Annotated in this window: 19 protein-coding genes and 1 riboswitch; of the genes, 8 read left to right on the top strand and 11 right to left on the bottom strand. The window is 71.1% G+C overall.

What is annotated here, in order from left to right; all coding sequences use genetic code 11:
- Positions 1-42: 42 nt before the first annotated feature.
- Positions 43-453, bottom strand: coding sequence for a winged helix-turn-helix transcriptional regulator (locus IF29_RS0130010; RefSeq protein WP_030261432.1), 411 nt, complete (start codon positions 451-453; stop codon positions 43-45).
- A 100-nt stretch (positions 454-553) separates the two neighbouring features.
- Here IF29_RS0130010 and IF29_RS0130015 point away from each other — a divergent pair, with 100 nt between their 5' ends.
- Positions 554-1,492 (top strand): alpha/beta hydrolase, encoded by a 939-nt coding sequence (locus IF29_RS0130015; protein ID WP_051726203.1) that lies wholly within the window; start codon positions 554-556, stop codon positions 1,490-1,492.
- Between the two features lie 34 nt (positions 1,493-1,526).
- Here IF29_RS0130015 and IF29_RS42480 read toward each other — a convergent pair whose 3' ends face one another.
- Complete coding sequence (locus tag IF29_RS42480; RefSeq protein WP_157623995.1) at positions 1,527-2,432, bottom strand: DUF8189 domain-containing protein; 906 nt, start codon at positions 2,430-2,432, stop codon at positions 1,527-1,529.
- A gap of 260 nt (positions 2,433-2,692) precedes the next feature.
- Positions 2,693-3,622, bottom strand: coding sequence for a TetR/AcrR family transcriptional regulator C-terminal domain-containing protein (locus IF29_RS0130025; protein WP_030261437.1), 930 nt, complete (start codon positions 3,620-3,622; stop codon positions 2,693-2,695).
- Between the two features lie 157 nt (positions 3,623-3,779).
- Here IF29_RS0130025 and IF29_RS0130030 point away from each other — a divergent pair, with 157 nt between their 5' ends.
- Positions 3,780-4,637 carry an alpha/beta fold hydrolase gene (locus IF29_RS0130030; protein ID WP_051726205.1) on the top strand — a complete coding sequence of 286 codons (858 nt, stop codon included), beginning with the start codon at positions 3,780-3,782 and terminating at the stop codon, positions 4,635-4,637.
- Positions 4,638-4,659: 22 nt separating this feature from the next.
- Here IF29_RS0130030 and IF29_RS0130035 read toward each other — a convergent pair whose 3' ends face one another.
- From IF29_RS0130035 to IF29_RS0130065, 7 genes are all read right to left on the bottom strand, one after another.
- The gene (locus IF29_RS0130035) at positions 4,660-5,775 is read right to left on the bottom strand and encodes a C40 family peptidase (protein WP_030261440.1); all 1,116 of its coding nucleotides are present in this window, start codon (positions 5,773-5,775) and stop codon (positions 4,660-4,662) included.
- A 10-nt stretch (positions 5,776-5,785) separates the two neighbouring features.
- Positions 5,786-5,939: riboswitch (cyclic di-AMP (ydaO/yuaA leader) on the bottom strand.
- Between the two features lie 306 nt (positions 5,940-6,245).
- A complete protein-coding gene (locus IF29_RS43975) occupies positions 6,246-7,178 on the bottom strand; it encodes a bestrophin family protein (protein WP_030261446.1) in 933 nt (310 codons plus the stop codon).
- A gap of 157 nt (positions 7,179-7,335) precedes the next feature.
- A complete protein-coding gene (locus IF29_RS45350) occupies positions 7,336-7,971 on the bottom strand; it encodes a hypothetical protein (protein WP_157623996.1) in 636 nt (211 codons plus the stop codon).
- Positions 7,968-9,512, bottom strand: coding sequence for a hypothetical protein (locus tag IF29_RS46345; protein WP_030261449.1), 1,545 nt, complete (start codon positions 9,510-9,512; stop codon positions 7,968-7,970). Before IF29_RS46345 ends, IF29_RS45350 begins: the two co-directional genes overlap by 4 nt.
- Entirely contained in the window at positions 9,509-10,252 is a 744-nt protein-coding gene (locus IF29_RS0130055) for an ATP-binding cassette domain-containing protein (RefSeq protein ID WP_030261451.1), read from the bottom strand. The genes IF29_RS46345 and IF29_RS0130055 overlap by 4 nt, the downstream gene beginning before the upstream one ends.
- Positions 10,249-10,959, bottom strand: coding sequence for a hypothetical protein (locus tag IF29_RS0130060; RefSeq protein ID WP_051726207.1), 711 nt, complete (start codon positions 10,957-10,959; stop codon positions 10,249-10,251). Before IF29_RS0130060 ends, IF29_RS0130055 begins: the two co-directional genes overlap by 4 nt.
- A complete protein-coding gene (locus IF29_RS0130065; RefSeq protein ID WP_037597144.1) occupies positions 10,956-11,516 on the bottom strand; it encodes an RNA polymerase sigma factor in 561 nt (186 codons plus the stop codon). Before IF29_RS0130065 ends, IF29_RS0130060 begins: the two co-directional genes overlap by 4 nt.
- A 125-nt stretch (positions 11,517-11,641) precedes the next feature.
- Here IF29_RS0130065 and IF29_RS0130070 point away from each other — a divergent pair, with 125 nt between their 5' ends.
- Positions 11,642-12,925 (top strand): serpin family protein, encoded by a 1,284-nt coding sequence (locus IF29_RS0130070; RefSeq protein WP_030261456.1) that lies wholly within the window; start codon positions 11,642-11,644, stop codon positions 12,923-12,925.
- An 86-nt stretch (positions 12,926-13,011) separates the two neighbouring features.
- Here the strand turns inward: IF29_RS0130070 and IF29_RS0130075 are convergent, their stop codons facing one another.
- Entirely contained in the window at positions 13,012-15,948 is a 2,937-nt protein-coding gene (locus IF29_RS0130075) for a polysaccharide lyase family 8 super-sandwich domain-containing protein (RefSeq protein ID WP_063757647.1), read from the bottom strand.
- A gap of 270 nt (positions 15,949-16,218) precedes the next feature.
- On the opposite strand from IF29_RS0130075, the gene IF29_RS0130080 reads away from it, so the two are divergent.
- The 5 genes from IF29_RS0130080 to IF29_RS0130100 all read left to right on the top strand — a co-directional run bounded on the left by IF29_RS0130080 (position 16,219) and on the right by IF29_RS0130100 (position 21,785).
- Positions 16,219-17,235, top strand: a complete 1,017-nt coding sequence (locus IF29_RS0130080; RefSeq protein WP_030261459.1) for a hydroxyacid dehydrogenase — start codon at positions 16,219-16,221, stop codon at positions 17,233-17,235.
- A gap of 98 nt (positions 17,236-17,333) precedes the next feature.
- On the top strand, positions 17,334-18,782 hold the full coding sequence (gene ngcE / locus IF29_RS0130085; protein ID WP_030261461.1) for an N-acetylglucosamine/diacetylchitobiose ABC transporter substrate-binding protein: 1,449 nt from the start codon (positions 17,334-17,336) through the stop codon (positions 18,780-18,782).
- A 30-nt stretch (positions 18,783-18,812) separates the two neighbouring features.
- A complete protein-coding gene (locus IF29_RS0130090; RefSeq protein ID WP_030261463.1) occupies positions 18,813-19,718 on the top strand; it encodes a carbohydrate ABC transporter permease in 906 nt (301 codons plus the stop codon).
- 10 nt (positions 19,719-19,728) lie between these two features.
- Entirely contained in the window at positions 19,729-20,670 is a 942-nt protein-coding gene (locus IF29_RS0130095; protein WP_030261465.1) for a carbohydrate ABC transporter permease, read from the top strand.
- A 23-nt stretch (positions 20,671-20,693) separates the two neighbouring features.
- Positions 20,694-21,785 carry a LacI family DNA-binding transcriptional regulator gene (locus tag IF29_RS0130100; protein ID WP_030261466.1) on the top strand — a complete coding sequence of 364 codons (1,092 nt, stop codon included), beginning with the start codon at positions 20,694-20,696 and terminating at the stop codon, positions 21,783-21,785.
- Positions 21,786-21,802: the final 17 nt, after the last annotated feature.

Consider the following 21,802-nt stretch of genomic DNA (forward strand, 5'->3'; position numbering starts at 1 on the left):
GCACCGCTCCAGGGCAAGTTACTGAGCACGGAACCGGCCTGCCTATCCCCCGTCGACCTCCTGGTCGACGGCTTCGTTGGCGCGCTCGATCTCGGACATGTGCTCCTCAGCCCAGGTCCGCAGCCCGGCAAGCGCGGCTTCCAGGGACAGCCCGAGTCCGGTGAGTCGGTAGAAGACCCGCGGCGGCACGCTCGGTTCGACCCGACGCGACACCAGCCCGTCGCGGGTCAGGCTGCGCAGCGTCACGGACAGCATCTTCTGCGAGACGCCGGGCATCCGGCGCCTCAGCTCGGCGAAGCGCACCTCGTCCGGTGCGGCATCGGCGAGCGTCTTGACGGCCATGGACGTCCACTTGGTACCGATGCGGTCCAGCAACTGCCGCGTCGGGCATTCGGGATCGAACAGATCCCCGCGAACCCCGCGACCGGCTGCCCGGGCTCCTCGGGTGGTCACCTGTGGCTCACCACCTTCCCGGAAAGTGCCGTCTAGGCAGCGGACGGACAGTTACCTATCGTTCTGTAGTAACCAATGGTAATCACCCAGGGGAACCGTCATGCCTGTCACCACCACACCCCAACTGCGCCGCATCGCGACCAACGGCGTCCAGTTGAACGTCGCGATAGCCGGGGACGGACCCGCGGTCCTCCTACTGCACGGCTTCCCGCACACCTGGCAACTCTGGAGCGGCATCATGGGCCGCCTGGCCGGGCAGCACCGGGTCATCGCCCCGGACCTGCGAGGCTTCGGTGCCAGTACCCGCGCGATCGAGGGATACGACGCAGGCACCCTCGCCACCGACATCGAAGGACTGCTCGACGCACTCGGCGAGCCCTCGGCAGCGGTGGTCGGCATCGACGCGGGCGCCGCCCCCGCCGTCCTGCTCGCTCTGCGCAGGCCCGACCTCGTCCGGCGCCTGGTCGTGATGGAGGCACTGCTCGGCCGCCTGCCCGGAGCCGAACACGTCGTCGCGGGCGGCGCCCCGTGGTGGTTCGGCTTCCACGCCGTCCCCGGCCTCGCGGAGACCGTCCTGGCCGGCAACGAGGCCCCGTACATCGACTTCTTCCTCGACTCGGGGACGCTCGGGCGAGGAGTACCCGACGAGATCCGTGCTGCCTTCGTCCACGCGTACACCGGCAGCGAGGCGCTGCGCTGCGCGTTCTCCTACTACCGGGCCCTGCCCACCAGCGCGCAGCAGATCCAGGACGCCGTCGCGACAGCTCGGCTGACCATGCCCACCATGGCCATCGGCTCCCACCCCGTCGGCACCGGACTCAAACACCAACTCCGCCCCATCGCCGACGACCTGGTCGCACACCATCTCCAGGACTGCGGCCACATCATCCCCCTCGACCGCCCCGACGCGCTGCTCGCGCTCCTTGCCCCCTTCCTGCGACGCAGTGCGTTCGGGCCTGGTCGACCGGTTGCCGGTTGCCCAGGAACCCGGGCATCCGCTGGTCCTGACCGCCGAGCCGGGGCGATACTCCGGTGCTGATCGTGGACCTGTCCTCGCCGAGGGTGACGTCCCGTTAGAACTCGTTGATGTACAGCTCACCGTCAGTGCCGATGACCAGTGCGTCAACGCGTCCGGGACCCCGGCTCCCCGTGGTTATCCCGTGGTCGGTCACACCGCCCAGACTCTCCCAACCTGACCACCCGCCGTCGAACCACTTGTGGTAGACGGCGGCGTCCTGTCCGCGGTGGAAGAGATCGATGCGTCCCGGCGCCCATGAGCAGGCGGCTACTCCCTGTTCGGTGACGCCGCCGATGTCCTCCCAGCCGGACCAGCCGGCGCCGTCGGCAGCGGTCCACTTGTGATGGATTCCGAGGTCGTCTCCGACGACGAAGACACCGACCCGGCCGCCTCCCCAGGTCTGCGCCGCGGGCGTCAGCTGCCGGGGGAAGTGGCCGCCCAGGCTTTCCCAGTCGGACCATCCGTTCCGGTATCGCTTGTGGAGCAGCGAGAAGTCGATGCCCGAGATGCAGAACACGTCAAGCCGTCCATCGCTGTCGACGCAGGCGGCCGGGGAACTGCCCAGAATCGGGCCGCCAGGTGGGCCGCCGCCCAGATCCTCCCAGTCCGACCACGGGTACGGACGCTGCATCGACCGGTGCAGCAGACCGGTCGCGGCGTTCACAAACAGATCGTGGCGGTCGCCGTCCTGCCAAGCGGTGAGCGCGGGCGATCCGATGATCGCGCGCCCCTGCGGCTGCCCGATGTCGCTGAAGGGCGACCAGTAGTCGTTCCCCAGATACGGCTGCTCCCACAGATCGCCGCTGTAGGGACTCTTGTCCTCCTGGCAGACGACGTCCAGGACGCCGCCGTAGCCGGATGCGGCAGGTGCACTGGCCGGGTGAAAGACACCTGGGCCGAAGGTGGTTCGCTTCCATCCAGACCAGCCCATGGAACGGCGTCCTTCCTTCGGCGCGGCCAAGGGTGAACGGCGCATATCCTATCCAACCAGGCGGCCCAGCATTGTGCGATCGGGATGTTCGCCACTCAAACGATGATCGTCGCGGTGTGCCTGGCGACCGGGCGGGCGCCGGTGCTGCCGTTCAGGCCCCTGCCGCGTAGCGCCAGAAGTCCCGCATGATCTCCGGTGGGGTCGGGCTGGCCATTCCGAGCACGGACGGCCGGTGACCCTGGCGACCAGCACGCCCTGCAGGTCCGAGGGACTGCCGCCGACGCCCCGACTCATCGCTCTGCGTCCGCGGCGTCGCCGATCAGTACGGCGATGCCGTCCAGCAGGCGGGCCAGGCCGAACTCGAACAACGTGTCCAGGTCGAGCGAGTGCTCGGGGACGCTGGCGAGCAGCGGCAGTGCGGCGGCAAGGCGGGGGGAGGTGAGGGCCGGGGTGCCGTGTCGGTCCATCCACTCGGTGTCGTCGATGCCGGTGTCCTGGACTGCCTCGGCCTCCGTCTCCAGGTTCGCGGCGAGCCCACGGACGTGGGCGGCCAGCACCGCGTGCACATGGATCATCGTGACCGGGTCCAGGCCCAGGCCGTCCAGAGCTCGGAGGACCCACTCGCCGTGGGCCAGCGCCCGGGGCGAGAGCAGGGGACGGGTGAACGAGGTGGCCTGGGCCAGCCAGGGATGGCGGCGGAACATAGCCCACTGCATGCGCGCCGCAGCGTCCAGCCGGGCGCGCCAACCGTGTGGCGGGGGTTCGGGCAGCGGGAACTCGGCGAAGGCCGCATCGGCCATCATCAGCAGCAGTTGTGCCTTGCCCGGGACGTGGCGGTACAGAGCCATCGTGGTCACGCCCAGGTCCGCCGCGGTCCGGCGCAGGGACAGCGCGGTCAGCCCGTCGGCGTCGGCCAGGGCGGTGGCAGTGCGGACGATGGCTGCCACGGACAGCCGCTGCGGCCCGGCCGCTGTGCGGCCCGGCCGGGGGTCGGGCGGGACGGGCCCCTCGACAACGGTGCCGACGCCCGGCACCGCGCGGGCCGACCCCTCCTGGCACAGCACTGCCAGTACCTTGCTGGCCGTGGCCATCGCCACACCGTGCTCGCGCACGATCTGACGCGTCGACGGCAGCCGCTCACCCGCGGTCAGCTCGCCGGAGACGATGCGCTCGCGCAGCTCCGCGGCGATCCGCAGATAGGGGGACGAGGTATCGGTCACACGACCTCCTCGGACGGCCGACCTAGTGCACCTCGGTCGCTGACCAGGAACCGGCAACCGACTGTACTAGTGCATGTATACGCCTGCATACCCCACTCCCTACGGTGAGGGAACCAGCCGGGGAACACCCGGCCACGAGCCCACCCAGGAGTACCGGATGAACACCACCGCCGACCACCCGACCCCCGTCCGCCGCACCCTCGACCTGGAGGGCCGCCGACTGTCCGTTCTCGACTTCGGCGGCGCCGGCCGCCCCCTGCTCGCCCTGCACGGCCACCTGGACCAGGGGGCCGCGTTCGCACCCCTCGCCCACGCACTGGGCCCCCGATGGCGGGTCATCGCACCGGACCAGCGCGGCCACGGGGCCTCGGACCGGGCCGCCGACTACACTCGCGAGGGGTACCTCGCCGACGCCCTCGCCGTGCTGGACCACCTGGGACTGGAGCGCGCCGTCGTCCTCGGCCACTCGCTCGGCGGCTTGAACGCCTATCAACTGGCGGCCCGTCACCCGCACCGCGTCGACGCCCTCGTGCTTGAGGACGCCGGCGCGGTGATGGGGGTCGACGACGGCAAGAACCCCTTCCTCTTCCTCAGCGGCAGCCCCTATCGGGCGGCCACCCGCGAGGAGCTGATCCATGGTCTCGGGCCGGCCGGGCCGATCTTCGCCGACGCCCTGATGGCCCTGCCGGACGGCACCTGGCGACTGCCGTTCCATCCCCAGGACATGATCGACTCCGAGGAGCTCAGTGAGGGCGACCACTGGGCCGACTGGCTGGCCACCGACTGCCCCGCACTGCTGGTCTATGGAGCACGCAGCCAGGTCGTCAGCCAGGCCCTGGCACAGGAGATGCTGCAGCGCAGGCCCAGCGCCCGCGCCGTCCAGCTGGACACCGACCACTTCGTACACGCCACCCGCCCCGACGAATTCGCCGACGCAGTACGCACCTTCCTCAAACAACTCCCCCAGGACGACGGGGACGCGGTCGGCGGCAACGCCGATCGGTACGACGCATGAGGGGTCGTCGGTCGTGGCACCGTCAGATACGGCGGATCGCGTAGATCGAGCCGATCTCGGACATCTTCTCGAACTTCACCACGGTGCCGGTGTGCGGGGCGTGGAACAGCAGGCCGCCCCCGGCGTAGATGCCGACATGGGAGTCGTTGTTGAAGAAGACCAGGTCGCCGACCTTGATGTCGGCGAGGCTGACCGAGGTGCCCTTGTCGATCTGATCGTAGGTGGTGCGGCCGATGGCCACCCCGGCCTGGGCGAAGGCCCACTGGGTCAGGCCCGAGCAGTCCCAGCGGTCCGGGCCGGTGCCCCCGCGCTGGTAGGGGTCGCCCTGCTGGGTCTCGGCGGCGGCCAGCGCTGCCATGCCGACCGAGCTGCCCGGCGCGCTGGGGCCGCTCGCACCGCTGGTGCTGCTACCCCCGCCGCTCGCACCGCCTGAGCCAGCGCCCGAGCCTGAGCCGTGGCCGGCCGCGATGTTCTGGGCGCTGGACTTGGCCTGGGCATCCGCCGCGTCCTGAGCGGTCTTGAGCGCGGCGGCCTGAGCGGCGGTCAGCGAATCCAGCTCGGCCTTCGCCGCGTCCAGCCGCTGCTGCATGGTGGCCCTGGCAGCCGCCAGTTGCTTGCTGGTCGCGTCCAGCTGCTTCAGTTTGGCCTCGGCGTCGGCCTTCGTCCGGTCCAGGGTCGCCTGCTCGGCCTTGAGGTCGGCGAGGATGGCGGCCTGACTGTCGGCGACCCGGCTCTGCGCGGACGCCTGGTTGAGGTAGTCCGTCGGGTCCGAGGAGAGCATCAGCTGGACCGAGGGGTCGATCGCCCCGCTGCGGTACTGCGCGCTGGCGATGGCGCCGAGGACGGAGGCCTTGGCGGTGACCGAAGCCTGCTGCCGGGCCACCTGGTCCTGCAGTGTGTTGATCTGCTTCTGCAGCGCCTGCTGGTCGGACTGGGCCTTGTCGTACTGCTGAACCGCCGCGTCCGCGTCGTTGTTCAGCTTGTCGATCTGTGCCTTGAGCTGGGCGGTGGTCTGCTTCGGCGCCGCCTGCGCCGACTGGCCGCCGGTCGCGGACAGGGCAACAGTGGTGGCCGCGGCAGCCGTGAGCACGGATATGCGGGCGCGACCGGGATTCCTGGGACGACGATGGGACGCCACGAAGGCGAGCTCCTTCTTCCTACGTCCGCCTACCGGGTGAGCTGACGGGTTCGGGCTGGAAGACGCGCCCTACAACGCCTCACCGGCGGACCGGCCTGACGTCGATTCACCCCGAGGGAACATGGTTCCCCGGCTCCGAAACTGACGGACAGCCACTGCGGTCACTCCCATGGCACGGAAGCGGCACTGCCGTACGGTCGGACTCGGCGGAAACCCCCGCGGCCCCCCGGAACGGGAGGACGACTTCGCGGTGGTTCGACCGCAGACACTAGTGACCCGACCGAGACCCGATCAATTGCCCGCGTGAAAGGCATCCGATTCCCCTGGAATGCACCCCGGAATTCCTTACGCGCGGTAACCGCAGGATGACCGCGGAACAATCACGCAGCAGTCAAACCGGACATACAATCCAGGGTTCCAGGATCACAGCGTGACAAGACGCATATCCCAACCGGCCTCCTGGCCGGCTGCTACCAAAGGTATCCGTCCACGGGAACGGGCCTGGCCGGACGCTGGTCGACGCCGACCAGTTCGAGCAGGTCCCGTTCGAGGTTGACGGCCAGGGCAGTGATGGGGACGTCCTGGGTACGGTTGGCGAAGGGCTCCTCGGTGGATGCACCGACCCGCTCGACCATGCGGAAGAACAGGGTGATCAGCAGTGCGGAGGGAATGACCAGCCAGCGGTAGGAAGTCAATGCGCTGATCGCGGCGAAGGGGAACACCACCACGTAGGAGTGCACGAACAACCGGCTCAGATAGTCGTGCGGCCGCGGGATCGGCGTGTTGCTCATCCGCTCGGCGAGCGCCTGCTGGGTGGACAGACCGGCCAGGGCGGTCTCCATCTGGAAGTTGTCCAGGCCGGACAGGATGCCGAGGCCGTATCCGCGGAAGATGGCCTGGCTCTGCAGCCGGGCCAGCACGGCGGGGCGGTTGTCCGCCGCCAGCACCAGCTCGGCCTCCTCGGGGGACAGCAGCCGGGTGAGCTCGAGGGTGGCGTCCTGCCGCCGCAGCAGTCGGGCCAGGCTGTACGCCCACGCTGCCTGCCGGTTGGCGAACTCGTGCTGCCAGGCCCGGACGGTGTCGGGGTCGATCGCGGGGTCGGCGAGTTTGGCATCGGTGACGCTGCGGGCGACCCGGATCAACGTCCGTGACTGTCCCGTCAGTTGGGCCCAGATGCCACTCGCCTCCCACCAGCGCTGGTAGGCCGTGTTGGCACGGAAGGCGAGCAGGATCGCCAACGCGGTTCCCAGCACGGTGGCGAGCAGCGAGGGCAGCGCGAGCCAGCCGATGCCGGCCTGGTCGACTAGCAGGTAGGCCGCCGTGCTGCTCACCGCCGCGAGCCCCAGATCGAACCGGACGAACGGAAGAGTTCTGCTGACGTTGAAGCTTCCCTTGACGATCACCGTGCCAGCCTAGCCGCGTCACGTCGCCACAGGCCACGGGAGACAGTTCGTTTCCAGCGAAACCCGCCCCGCGGCACGTGCGCCTTACAGCAAACCTGAATTGACATATCATCACCTGAGCGACATCCGTGGGCACGGAGATCCACCACGGCCCAGGTCAGTCACGCGGGCCGCGCAGGGCGATCAGGACGACCCCCGCCAGCAGGACCAGCACCACGAACAGTCCCGCGCCGGTGTCGTGGCCCGGCCTGGTGACCCAGATCCAGGGTGTCCGCCAGGCTGCGGCCAGAGCGAACTCCGCGACCACCGTGTAGGCCAGCGGTCCGACCCACGACACCGCGCCGCCGAGGGCAGCGGCCGACAGCAGACCGATGCCGGTCAGCCCGGCGACGCTGCGCAGCAGTTCCCAGCATCCCCCCGGAAGGTGCGCACCCGCCGCGCCCGCGGCCAGCAGGCCCACCACAGCGCCCGTCAGCGCCAGCGCACTGCCGACCCGCAGGTACGGCAGCCACCGCCCGGTGCTGCGCTCGCTCTCGCCGAAGGGGTTGCGGGCCGCCACGGCGACCACCGACGCGGCCGCCGCCTCGATCAGCAGCGGCGTCTGCTGCGCGGCCGCGCCGTCGCCGACAACCCAGTGCAGCAGCAGCACGCAGCGCAGCGCGATCCCGCAGCCGACCAGCGCCAGCAGCGCGCCGGGCACCTGACGGCTCAGCAGATGCAGTCGGACCAACCGCACGGCTGCGCCGCGGCGAAGGGCCCGGCCTCCTGCCGCCCCCATGGTCAGCGCGCTCACGGCAGCTGGTCCAGGGTGATCCGGCCGGCCCGAAGGTCCGCGAGGTGGGCCGTCAGCCAGGCGTGCCTGGTGGCGGCGGGCAGCGCGGCGAACCGCTGCCCGGCGGCCTGGACCGGGGTGCCCGGTCCCGACAGCCCGGCCGGGGCGGCCTGCACGGCCACCAGCACGGCCAGTTCGTCGGACGGCACGCCGACCGCCTGCAGCAGTCCCTCGGACACCGCCTGCTGGGCCGGCCCGGCGTGACCGACCAGGCCGTCCACCACCGGGACCGCCACCAGTGGAAGCACCTGGGCGTGCAGGTACGCGGCGCTGGACCACAGCTGCACCGCGGAGCAGCAGCCGCGGCCCTGTCCGCCCGGGCCCAGCCACACCGCGCCGTCGTAGCCGAAGTCGAAGGAGACCTGCGCGACCGGTGGCGTCCCGGTGATCCGGGCGGCGGCCACCTGCGGGAAGCGCTCCGGGGCGGCCACCTGGTCCATGCGCACCGGGGCACCCGGCAGCCCGGCGACCTCGCGCCGCAGCGGGTCCAGCGCCGCGGTGGCGGCCGGCAGATAGCGGCGGTAGACCGGGTTGAGGCAGACCGGCACCGCGCCCGACGAGCAGACCAGGACGGCGGGAATCGGGCGGTCGTCCGCGGCATCGTGCAGGGCCGGGACGACCACTCCGGTGGCGGTGGACTTCGCCGTGCCGACCAGGACGGCGGCGGTCACCGAGGCGGCCAGCCCGACGGCAACCACCGCTGCCGCGGCCCGGCGCAGCCCGATCGCGCCGCAACTGCGCTGCACGCCCAGCAGACCTAGCGCCGCCACCGCGGCGCCGCCCATGAAGAGGATCCTGGTGATCGACAGATCGGGCAGGTACGGGGTGAACACCCCGGCGTCGGGGCGCAGCGCCTCCAGCGAGTACATGGGCGAGACGGTGGGTGACAGCAACGCGAAGGTGCCGCCGCTGCGCAGGGTCTGCCGCAGCATCAGGGCGACGACGATGGCGGCCAGGGGCGCGGTGAACCGGCTGGGCAGCAGCGTTCCGGCGGCGAACCCGGCGGCGCCGAAGGCGAGCACGGCGACCTCGGTGACCGCGACCGGCCACCACAGCGGCCGACCCGCGGCGCCCTGGGCGGCGGTCACCCCGTAGAGCACTGCCACGCACAGCAGGTTGGCCAGCAGCGCCCAGCACAGCGCCGCCGTACAGGTGGTCAGCCGGGCCGCCCAGCGTGGCAGGGCGGTGGCCTCCACCTGCTCGTCGGTGCCCCGTCTGCGGTCGCGGCCGCCCGCCCAGGCGGCGGCGCCGATCACGAAGGGGGCGAAGTCGTCCGCGGCCGAGCCCTGACGGAGTATCAGCGCCCGTGAGCCCCACAGCGGGGGCAGGACCATGGTGCTGCGGTAGGTGTCCAGCCAGAAGACCAGGACCGCCAGCGGCAGGATCCACAGCATCGGGCTGCGGCGGAGCTCCAGCCGCAGCAGCCGGCCGGCGCTGGTCCTCAGCACGCCCGGCAGCGCGATCCGGCGGGGCGCCCTGGCGGGCAGCAGCACGGCGCTCATGAGCGGGCCTCCGCGAGCACCGCGCTGTAGCCGCGTTCCAGCGGGGCGTCGCCGGTGCCGTGTCCCTCACCGCGGGCGGTGAGCTGTTCCGGCGTGCCCTGGAAGGCGATGCGCCCCTGGTGCATCAGGACGACCTCGCCGCAGGCGGCCCCGACGTCCTCGACCAGGTGGGTGCTGACCACCACGGTCGCCCGGGTGCCGAGGTCGCGCAGCAGGGTGCGGAACTCGACCCGCTGCTCGGGGTCGAGCCCGGCCGTGGGCTCGTCGAAGAGCAGCAGTTCGGGATCGTTGACGATGGCCTGGGCGATCCCGGCGCGACGGAGCATGCCTCCCGACAGGGTGCGCAGTTTGGACTTGGCCTTGTCCCCCAGGCCGACCCGCTCCACGGCCGCGGCCACCGCGGCGGGTACCCGGGCCGGGGGCACCTCCTTGAGCAGGGCGAAGTACTCCACGAAATCCACCACGGTGAACCCCGGGTAGTAGCCCAGGTCCTGCGGCAGGTAGCCGAGCCGGCGCCGGATCTCGCGGCGCGGGCCCGCCGCGCCGGGATCTCGCTCCAGCAGCCGCAGGGTACCCGAGCTGGGCGGGATGACGGTGGCGATCATGCGCAGCAGCGAGGTCTTGCCGGCGCCGTTGGGCCCCAGCAGCCCCAGCACCCCGGGCCCGGTGCGCAGGTCCACGCCGTCCACCGCCCGGGTGCGGCCGAACCGCCTGGTCAGGTCGTTGATCTCGACGTTCATGAGAGTCCCTTCGGAGTTCTGGTCATCACCAGCACGACAACGGAGCAGCCGGCCGCCAGGGCCAGGCAGGGCAGGACGAAGGCGGAACCGGTGACGGCCTCGGCGACCCGCCCGGTGGCGGACTGCCCGGACAGCACCGCGATGGCCCAGGCGCCCATGCCCGCGGCGGCACCCGCGTTGGGCGAGCGCGCCGTCGTCGCCACGGCCAGCGCCAGGGCCGAGACCGCGGTCATCGGTGCCAGCCAGCCGAAGGCGACCGCGGCGGCGGCGCCCGAGACGGCGGAGGCCAGCAGTCCCAGCGCGGCGTCCAGGGCGAAGACCGCCAGCACCCGGGCCAGCAGCACGCTGCGGTCGCTCACGGCCATGCTCCGGGACAGCTCCCACGCCGGGTCGAGCCCGGGACCGTAGGCATAGGCGACGGCGACCGCGGCGAGCGCCGGCGCGGCCAGCGCCACCACCGGCTGGCCCGTGCCGACCGAGGCGACCGCACCCAGGGCGAACACCAGCACACTGGCGACCAGCCAGGGCAGCAGCAGGGACGGCGTGGTCAGCAGGGCCCTGGCGAGCCCCGGGGAGCGCAGCGCCCTGGCGGCCAGCCGCTCACACGGACCGGGCCGCCGTCGCCACACCTCGGACGCGACTCCCAGCCAGACCCGTTCGAGGTCCGGTTCCGGCCCGTCCGGAACCCGTCCTGGCGCAGAGTTCACAGCCCCTCCTCCCGCGCCGCGCGTCCGAGGAGCGCAGCCTGCATCAGCCGCCGGACCCGATGGGCCCGGCTCTTGACCGTGCCCGAGGGCACGCCCAGCCGTTGCGCCACCTCGTGCACCGGCTGGTCCTGTACGTAGTAGAGGTGCCAGACCTCACGTTCGGTGCTGGTCGCCGGCCCCAACGCCGCCACGGCCGCGGCCAGTTCGGCGCGGTTCACCACGGTGTCGGCCACGTCGCCGACCGGGTCGGGGCCGCGCAGGGCGGCGAGGACCAGGTCGTCGACCGGGCTGGGATCGCGGCCGTGCCGGCGCAACCAGGCCGCGGCCTGGCGGTGCGCTATCACCCACAGCCACCCGCCCGCTGAGCCCACCGGCCGGTAGCCGGCGGCGCTGCGCCAGACCGCCAGGAAGGTCTCCTGGAGCACGTCCTCCACATCCTGGGACGCCAGCACTCGGCCCAACCGTGCCGCCAGCCACGGGGCATGACGGTGGAACAGCTCTCGCAGCGCCCCGTCGTCGCCGCCGGCCAGGCGGGCGATCAGCTCGTCGTCGTCCATCACCACCTCTATTGCGCCGCACCGGGGTTCGGTTCACCAGATCCGGATGAATCCGCGCGCCGGGCTCGGAACCCGATCACCGGCCGGCACGTCGAAGCGGCATGACAGTACAGCGGAGGACACGCGTGTCGGGACTGCTGTTGGCCACGGCGCTGACCGTGCTGACGGGGTGCGGGAGCGCGAACGGCGGCGGCGGGAACAACGACAGGTCGGCCGACGGGACGCTGGTGCGGGTGTCCGCGGCGGCCGCCGTGGCACCGGCGGCGGACCGGCAGGCCGCGGCGGACGGCGGGACCGTCCTCGGTCTGGATCTGCTCCGGCAGTTGGCCGGCTCGAACAACCAGGCCGGCAAGCAGAACCTCGCGGTCTCCCCCGCCAGCCTGCAAGGCGCGCTGGCGCTACTGCTGCCCGGCGCGCAGGGGGCGACCGCCGACGAGATCCGCAAGCTGCTCGGCACCCGGCTCTCCGCCGCCGAGTACGCCACCGCACTGGGCACGCTGCGCAGGGACGAGCAGGCCCAGGCCGCCAAGGACCACAACCAGCTCAGCTATGCCGACGACCTCTGGGCCCAGCAGGGCCTGAAGCTGGACCAGACCTATCTGCGGACGCTGGCCACGGCCTTCGCGACAGGCGTGCACACCGCGGACTTCGCACACCACGCCGACCAGGCCACCGACGCGATCAATGCGACGGTCTCCCAGGAGACCCGAAAGATGATCACCAAGCTCTTCGACCGGGGCGCCCTGGGTTCCGACACCCGGCTGGTGCTGACCGACGCGCTCTACCTGCACGCCGACTGGGCATCGCCGTTCGACCCCCACCAGACCTCCCAGGCCGACTTCCACCTCGCGGACGGCAGCACCGTCCCGGTGGAGACCATGAGGTCGGAGCACTACGTCAGCACCGCCTCGATCCCCGGCTGGCAGGCTGCCGAACTCCCCTACCAGGGCGGACACCTGGCGATGGACCTGCTGCTTCCCGACTCCGCGACCAGCACCCGACTGCCCACCGGCGCACAGCTGGCAGCGGCCGTCGCCGCGCTGGGCAGCTCTCAGCAGCAGGCGGGGATCCGTCTGCCGAAGTTCCACTTCGAGTACGGTGGCGAGCTGAGCGGGGCGTTGCGCGCCCTGGGCATGCGGACCGCCTTCACCGGCGACGCGGACCTCGGCGCGATCACCACCGACCACACCCCCCTCCAGGTCAGCACGGTGGTCCAGCGCACCAAGGTGGACGTGGACGAGCAGGGAACCACGGCCGCTGCCGCGACCGGCGTCGGCGTGGGGATGGGCGCGGTCGCCCCGGCGCGGATCCAGCTGGACTTCGACCACCCGTTCGTCTTCGCCGTCCGCGACACCACCACCGGCCAGATCCTCTTCCTCGGCCAGGTCCTCGACCCGCTCGCGAGCTGATCCGCCTCGATCGGTCCGACGCCCGGGCATCGGCAGCGGTCCGCCGCTGACCTCGGCCTCGCCGAGGGCAGCGGCGTCCGGGCCCCTCAGCTGCTGATGATCTGCAGCACCGGCGGGTAGGCCGCGTTCTCCCGGCTGTTGAGGAGCACCGCCAGGCCCACGGCGCCCAGCGGTTCCCAGACCGCCAGCGAGGCCGTACCGTCGCCACCTGTCGCGGTGACGGCGGCGGCGACCGCGGTGGTGACGTCGAGTCCGATCCAGTCCGCGGCGGTGGAGATCTGGCCGGTGCCCAGCGCGGTGCCCAGGGCGGGAGCGGTGTTCCAGGTCACCGCCGACTCGGTCCAGGTGTCGCTCGCCGTGGCGAAGGCCTGCAGGGTGGTCTGGGTGCCGCCCGAGTCGGCGACGTTGCCGTGGGTCCACAGCACCGCCCGGGAGACCGTTCCGGTGACCGCCGAGGCGTCGAACGCGAACAGCGCCCGGCGCGAGTAGCCGCTGGCGGTGCTGTTGGTGTTCTTCACCGTCAGCGTGGTCGCGGTCCCGTAGTTGACGGTGTTGTAGGCGCTGCCGTCCCGGACGTAGGTGTCCGCGGTGGGCGCGAGCAGGGTCAGTGCGGAGGCGGTGAGGGCGGTGCCCGAGGTGCTCAGCGTCGCCGTGCGGGAGGCGCCGTGGCTGCCGCCGACCTCTGCGAGCAGCGTGATCGCCCCGCCGGACGAGGACAGCACCGAGATGCCGCTGCCCGCGGTGGCCGAGGTGTAGCCGGAGCGGGCGACGGTCACCTGCACCGTCGAGGCCAGGCGGGAGGGGTCGGCGACGGTCACCGTCAGGGTGCCGCTCTGCTCGACCATCAGCACCGAGCACGGTGCGTTCACCGTGATGGGTCCCGCGGTGCCGGCGGCGAAGAAGTTGGCGGCGGTGACGCCCGAGGCGGTGTCGGTGACGGCCTGCGCCGTGGCGCTGTTGGCCAGCACGCTGACCGTCGGCGCGGCGGCGCGGGCCGCGGTGGCCGCGGCGGTTGCGCCGGGCATCAGCAGGTAGCTGTAGGAGCCGGCCGTCGGATCGGTGCCGTGGTCGAACCAGAGGGTGAGGTAACGGCGGGTCACCTCGGTGGTCATGTCGTTGGAGTTGATGTCGGACCAGGCCCCGGTCCGAGCCTCGCGCAGGGCGTTGACGGTGGCCCCGCCGGGGAACACATAGCCGCCGAAACCCGCGATCGCGATCGAGCTCGCCGCAGTGAACTGCGAGGACCAGCCGACCGTGGTGGACTGCGAGGTGCCGTTGACGGTGAGCGCGTGGGTGCCGGTCGCACCCAGGTTGCGGTTGTCGATCACGGTCTCCACCGCGACACCGTCGGTGCAGCTGATCCCGGCGCCCAGGCACATCACCGAGTCGTCCAGGAAGAACCAGGACTTCTTCCCGGTCAGGGTGCTGGACAGGCCCCGGACGTCCTGGCCGATCGCCGCGTAGCTGCCGTCGGTGGCGCCCCCGGCCCAGACCGCGGCCGGGTGGGCCGCGCCCCAGACACCGCCCGCACCGTCCGCCAGTGCCAGCGTCGACACCGTGGTGCCGGGCAGCCGGTAGGGGTTGACGGTGGGCCAGAAGGCGTCCGAGTACTGCCCGTTGCCGTAGCCGGCGCCCCACCAGTAGAGCATGCCGTTGTTGGTGTGCCAGCCGCGGACGTTCTCCCCGTTGCCATTCTCGTAGAAGGTGGTGCGGGCCGAGCACATGCTCACCGCGGCGGCCCAGCCGCTGCGGCGGTGCACGGCGCGGTCCATGGCGAAGACCCGGTGGCCCGAGGGCTCGGCCGAGGCGGTGACCGTAGAGTCGTTCAGCAGCGTCTGGGCGCGGGCGAGCTCCGGCACTCCCTGGGTGGCGTCGGACAGGTAGGGGCTGTAGTAGTCGCGCTGCATCCAGCCCTTGACCGTCGCCAGCCACTGCGCACTCTGGGTGCTGGAGGCCACTCCCGAGTCGGCCAGGCGCAGGATGTCGGCGATCAGGGTGTGTCCGCGCCGGTGGTCGTCCTGCTGGATCTGCAGCGGGTCGGTGACGGCCAGGCCCCGGCTGATGGCCCGCCCCACCACTCCGTCCATCACCAGGCCGTTGAAGAGGAAGGGCGCATAGGCGTTGGCGACCGAGTCGAAGACGTTCTGCTGCCCGGCGTCGGTGACCGCCCAGGTGGAGCCGGACAGCAGCCAGAGCATCCGGCTCAGGCCGCCGAGCATCACCTCGCCGTAGGAGCCGGTGTAGGGGACGTAGGTGTGCTGGACGAAGGAGCCGTCGGCGTAGAGCCCGTCGCCGGTGAGCACGTAGGGGAAGACCGGGGAGAGCGCGGCAGTGGCGGTCGCCAGCTTGGCGGAGCTCTTGCCGAGGACACCGCGCAGCGCGATCACCCGGCACAGGTCCACCCGGTTGGCCCCGGTACTGGTCCCGCTGTAGGAGGAAACGGCGGAGTCCGGTACGTAGTGGTCGACGGCGGCGCAGTAGTTCGCGATCTCGGTGGAGCTCAACTGGGAGTACATCAGCACACAGGTGTCCAGCAGCGCCTCCGGACTGCCGATCTGCCAGTCCCACCAGTTGTTGTAGGTGGTCGCGGAGGCGGTGTAGGCGTTGGCGCAGAGGAAGTCCAGACCGCTGGTCACCGCCGACGCCAGGGTCGCGTCGCCGGTCAGGCCGGTGCCCGGCTGGACGTAGGCCAGGGCCATGGTCTTCAGGCGGTTGTAGCTGGAGGTGATGTTCGCCGAGACGCTGCCCAGCGGCAGATCGCTCCAGAGCGAGCTGCCGCTGGTGGTCATGGCGCCCTGGTAGGTCGAGGCCTGGGTTCCGATGGTGGACAGCGCGGAGGCGAAGGGGGCCGCCGTGGCGTCGAAGCCGGTGCCGGTCAGCAGCTCCAACCAGCGCCCGCGCAGGGTGTCGTAGGCGTCGTCGGCCCAGGCGTGCGGCGCGGACACCCACTGGGCCGTGCTCGCCAGCGCCGTGGTGGCTGCGCCCAGCTGAAGGATCCGTCGTCGGGTGAAGTGCGTACTCATGGGGGTCTCCTCGCCGATGCGTCCGCAGGCCCGGAGCCTCCCGCTCCGATTGACGAGAAGGTAAGCGCCTTCCAGCGACACGTCAACGGATTCGACGGAATGTCAGGCAATCGGTTACCAGCCGACCGCGCCGTGGATCGCTGTGAATCACCACATCTACCGGGCTTCTTCCTCGCAGGTATTGACGAACCATGAGTCGAAAAGCTTGAATCTCGCCATCTCGTGTAACCGATTGCCTGCACCGCTACCACCAAGGAGACCAGCCTCCTCGTGTCCGAGAAGCTGACCGCAATGATCGCCATGCGCCCCGATCTCGTCGCCAGCGTGCTCCCCGAGCCGCTGATGGCCCGGCTGAGTGCGACCGCACGGATCGAACGCGTGCTGGCGGCCACCGACTTCGCCGAGCCGGAGGTCCTGCACACACTCGCCGGGACCGACGTGCTGATCACCGGTTGGGGCTGCCCGGTGGTCGAGGACTGGGTCCTGGACGCCGCGCCGAAACTGCGCGCCGTGGTCCACGCGGCCGGCTCGGTCAAGGAGTTGGTCAGCCCAACAGTCTGGGACCGCGGGGTCCTGGTCTCCTCCGCGGCCGCCGTCAACGCTCTGCCGGTGGCCCAGTACACCGTCAGCGCCGTGCTGCTGGCGGGCAAGCGGGCCTTCCGGCTCGCCAACGAGTACGTCTCGACCGGCTTCAGGGACTACTCGGTCCAGCCCGACACCGGCAACCACGGCCGCACGGTCGGGGTGGTCGGCGCCTCCCGCACCGGTCGGCTGGTGCTCGCCATGCTCGCCGGACACGGGTTCCGACTGCTGGTGAGCGACCCGACCATCACCGAGGCACAGGCCGCCGCGCTGGTTCCGGACGGCCGGGTCGAACTGGTCGAGCTCGACGACCTGCTCATGCGCAGCGACGTGGTCACCGTGCACGCCCCGCTGCTCCCCGGCACCCGCGGCCTGCTGGACGCCCGCAGGCTGGCGCTGCTGCCGGACCGCGCCGTACTGGTCAACACCGCGCGCGGAGCCCTGATCGACGCCGAGGCACTGGTCGCCGAATGTGCCTCGGGCCGCATCGACGCAGTCCTCGACGTCACCGACCCCGAACCGTTGCCACACGGACACCCGCTGCTCACCCTGCCGAACGTGCTGGTCACCCCCCATGTCGCCGGTGCGATGGGGAGCGAGGTGAGCCGCCTGGGCGAATTCGCCGTGGCCGAGGTCGAGCGGCTCGCGACCGGACTGCCGCTGCTCGGCCTGGTCGCCGCCGAGGAACTGGCGACCACCGCCTGAACCCGAACCGCACCGACCCGATGCCCGACCCGATGCCCGCTCCGACCCTCACCCCGATGCTCCGCCCCTCGTGCTCCACCCCCTCGAAAGGAACAGCCATGAACAAGCCGAACCTGAACACCGTCGCCCCGCTCACCCGCAGATCCCTGCTGCGCACCACCGGCCTGCTGGGAATCGCCGCCGTCCCCGCCGTGTCCCTGCTCAGCGGCTGCGCCACCGGCGGCAGCGACGCCTCCTCCGGCACCTCCCCCGCCGCCGCCGGCGCCACCAGCGCGGCCAACCCGCTCGGTGTCGACACCTCAGCGCCGCTGGAGGTCTACGTCTTCAAGGGCGGCTACGGCGACGACTACGCCAAGTTCGACGAGGCCATCTACAAGAAGTCCTTCCCCAAGGCGACCATCACCCACAACGGCATCCAGCAGGTCCAGACCGAGCTGCAGCCGCGCTTCGTCGCCGGCAACCCGCCCGCGGTCATCGACAACAGCGGTGCCAGCGCCATGGTGCTGGGCACCCTGGTCGGCAACGGCCAGGTCACCGATCTCAGCGACCTGCTCAAGGCCCCCTCGATCGACGACCCGTCCAAGACCGTCGCCGACACCCTGCTGCCCGGGGCGCTGACCGCGACCACCTTCGACGGCAAGGTGATGGCACTGCCCTACGTCTACACCGCCTACGGCTTCTGGTACTCCCAGTCGCTGTTCCAGAAGAACGGCTGGGAGTGGCCGACCACCTGGTCCGGACTGGTCACCCTGGCCGGGAAGATCAAGGCGGCCGGGATCTCCCCCTTCGCCTACGGCGGCCAGACCGCCCCCGACTACTTCATGCAGCCGCTGATCAGCCTCGCGGTGAAGCTCGGCGGCGTGAGCACGGTCACCGACATCGACAACCTCAAGGCCGGCGCCTGGCAGTCCGAGCCCATGCAGCAGGCCGCCCAGGCGATAGCCGCGCTGGTCAAGAACGGCTGGATGATGTCCGGCAGCGCCGGTCTGACGCACACCCAGGCACAGACCTCCTGGGTCCAGGGCAAGGCGGCGATCTACCCCAGCGGCTCCTGGATCGAGGCCGAGATGAAGGGCATCACGCCCGACGGCTTCGACATGGTCCTGGGCACCCTCCCCTCGCTCACCGCCGCCGACCAGCTGCCGGTCACCGCGCTCTACACCGGCGCCAGCGAGAAGTACATCGTCCCGGCCCAGTCCAAGAACGTCCGCGGCGGCCTGGAGTTCCTGCGCATCATGCTGTCCCAGTCGGCGGCCACCCACTTCTCCGAGCTCACCCACGCGCCGACGGTGGTCAAGGGCGCGGCCTCCGGGCAGGACTTCGGCTCGACCGCGTTCGGCTCGGTCACCAAGGCGATCACCGCCGCCGGGGACAACACCTTCATGTACCTCTTCCCCAGCTGGTACCCGACCATGGCCACGGCCCTGAAGACCGAGATCGGCAACCTGCTGGCCGGGCGCAGCGACGCGGCGGGCTTCCTGAAGAAGATGCAGGCCACGGCCGACGCCGTGACCGCCGACTCCTCCATCAAGAAGTACACCCGCTGACAGTCCTGACGAAGAACGGAGTTCGCTGCCATGGGGCACGGAAAGTACCGCATCATCACGCTGTTCCTGGCAGCGCCGCTCACGCTCTACGGGGTGTTCGTGCTGTCCCCGTTCGCCCAGGCCTTCTACATCTCGCTGACCAGCTGGACCGGTTTCACCGCCGCCCAGCCCTTCGTGGGCCTGGCCAACTACCGCAAGCTGGCCTCGGATCCGGGCTTCTGGACGGCCCTGGAGCACAATGCGCTGCTGCTGGTGGCCGTCCCGCTGGTGACCATCGCGCTGGGGCTGTTCTTCGCGAGCACGCTCAACGTGGGTGCCTCGGCCGGGACGGTCAAGGGGGTGCGCGGCGCCGGGCCCTACCAGAAGCTGTTCTTCCTACCGCACATCCTGCCCGCCGTCATCACCGCGGTGCTCTGGCAGTTCCTGTACAACCCGCAGCTGGGGCCGATCAACTCGGCCCTGGACGCGGTCGGCCTGGGCAGCCTCAAGGCCACCTGGCTGGGCGACCCGGCGGTGGCCCTGTGGTCCCTGGCCGCGATCATGGTCTGGACCGGGGTCGGCTTCTACGTGGTGCTGTTCAGCGCCGCCATGCAGTCCATCCCCAAGGACATCTACGAGGCCGCCGACCTGGACGGCTCCTCCCGGGCCCAGGCCATGTGGCGGATCACCCTGCCGCTGCTGCGGGAGACCGTCCAGGTCGCCTGGATCTACCTGGGCATCGCCGCACTGGACGCCTTCGCGCTGTTCGAGGTGCTGCTGCCGGACGGCGGCCCCGACAACTCCACCAATGTGGTGGCCCAGTACCTCTACCAGGCGGCCTTCCAGAACGGGGAGTTCGGCTACGCGTCGGCCATCGGCGTGGTGCTGTGCCTGCTGACCCTGCTCATGGCCGCGGCCACCTTCGGGCTGTCGCGCCGCGAGACCATCGAATTCTGAGGAGGCCGCAATGACCGACACCACCACCCCTCCGCTGTCGGCGGAGCCCGACGCCGGCCCGCGGTCCGACTCGCCGGGTGATTCGCAGGCTGCCGGAAGCAGTCCGCACCGGCCTGCCGGGCGGCTGTCCCGCCGCCTCGGCACCGGGGCCACCCAGGGATTCCTGGGCGTCTGGGCGCTGCTGGCCGCCGTCCCGCTGCTCTGGGCCCTGGTCAGCGCCTTCAAGACCAACAACGAGCTGTTCGCCAGCCCCTGGAAGCTGCCCGCGACCTGGCACTTTGACAACTTCGTCCGGGCCTGGACCAAGGCGGACATCGGCGAGTACTTCGTCAACACCGTGATCGTGGTGGTCGGCGCGCTGGTGCTGACCATGCTGCTCGGCTCCATGGCCGCCTATGTGCTGGCCCGGTTCCGCTTCCCCGGCAACCGCGTCATCTACTACGCCTTCGTGGCCGGGATGACCTTCCCGGTGTTCCTGGCCCTGGTCCCGCTGTTCTTCGTGGTGAAGAACCTGAACCTGCTCAGCAGCTACCCGGGGCTGATCCTGGTCTACACCGCCTACGCGCTGCCGTTCACGGTCTTCTTCCTCACCGGCTTCTTCCGCACCCTGCCCACCTCGGTGGCCGAGGCCGCCGTCATCGACGGCTGCTCGCAGGAGGGCGTGTTCTTCCGGATCATGCTGCCGATGGCCAAGCCGGGGCTGGTCAGCGTCGCCATCTTCAACTTCCTCGGCATGTGGAACCAGTACCTGCTGCCGCTGGTGCTCAACTCCGACCAGCACAAGTACCTGCTCTCCCAGGGCCTGGCCGCACTCGCCGTGCAGCAGGGCTACGCCAACGACTGGAGCGCGCTGTTCGCCGGACTGGTCATCGCGGCGCTCCCGGTGGTCGCGCTCTACCTCGCCCTGGCCAAGAAGGTGCAGACCGGACTCAGCGTGGGACTGCTCAAGTGATCACTCATCCCTATACTCCCGGTATGCCGGATGCCTCTGAGCCATCGCCGACCCCCGCCCGCGCCGCCACCGTGCGCGACGTCGCCGCCAGGGCCGGGGTCTCCACCGCGACCGTCTCCCGGGTGCTCACCGGAAACCGGCCGGTCTCCGCCGAGGTGCGGCGCCGGGTCCGCAAGGCCATCGAGGACCTGGACTACGTGGTCAACGAGCAGGCCCGCTCCCTGTCGGTGGCCAACTCGCGCACGGTGGCGATCCTGCTCGCCGACATCACCTGGCCGTTCCACAACCAGGTCGCCAGGGGCGTGGAGCAGGAGGCCGTGGCCGAGGACCGGATGTGCCTGGTGTGCACCACCATGGACGACCCGGACCGGGAGATGGCACTGATCGAGCTGCTTCGGAAGCGCAACACCGAGGCCGTGGTGCTGATCGGCGGGGTGCGGGACTCCCCCGAGTACCGGACCAGGATCGGCAGGCTCGCCCAGGCCCTGGACGGCGCGGGCTCGCGACTGGTGTTCTGCGGACGCCCGACGCCGGACCCGGCGCTGCCGATCACCGTGGTCGAGTACGACAACGAGGGCGGCGCCTTCGCCGCCGTCTGCCATCTGCTGTCCCTGGGCCACCGGCGGATCGCCTTCCTCGGCGGTCCGCCCGGCTACACCACCACCGCCCCGCGGCTGGCCGGCTACCGGCGCGCACTGCGGGACTTCGGGGTCGAGCCCGACCCGGCGCTGGTGCGGCACTGCCGCCCCGACGGTGAACCCTCCCGGCAGTTCGGGTACCGCACCGTCCAGGCGCTGGTCGAGCAGGGCCCGCTGCCGTTCACCGCCCTGTTCTGCTACGACGACCTGGTCGCCGCCGGCGCCATGGCAGCTCTGCGGGAGGCCGGAGTCGACGTCCCCGGCGACATCTCGGTGGTCGGCTACAACGACGAGCCGACGGCCCTGGACGTGGTCCCCGGCCTCACCACCGTGCACGTCCCGCACCTGGAGCTCGGACGCACCGCGATGCGACTGGCCCTGCACCGGGACGACCCGATGACCATGGCGATGCGTCAGAACACCGTCCTGGGAACCCACCTGGTGATCCGCGGCACCGTTCGGCGACCCGCGTCCTGAAAGGACACCCTCCGCAC

This window comes from Streptacidiphilus jeojiense (assembly GCF_000719095.1).
Taxonomy (GTDB): domain Bacteria; phylum Actinomycetota; class Actinomycetes; order Streptomycetales; family Streptomycetaceae; genus Streptacidiphilus; species Streptacidiphilus jeojiensis.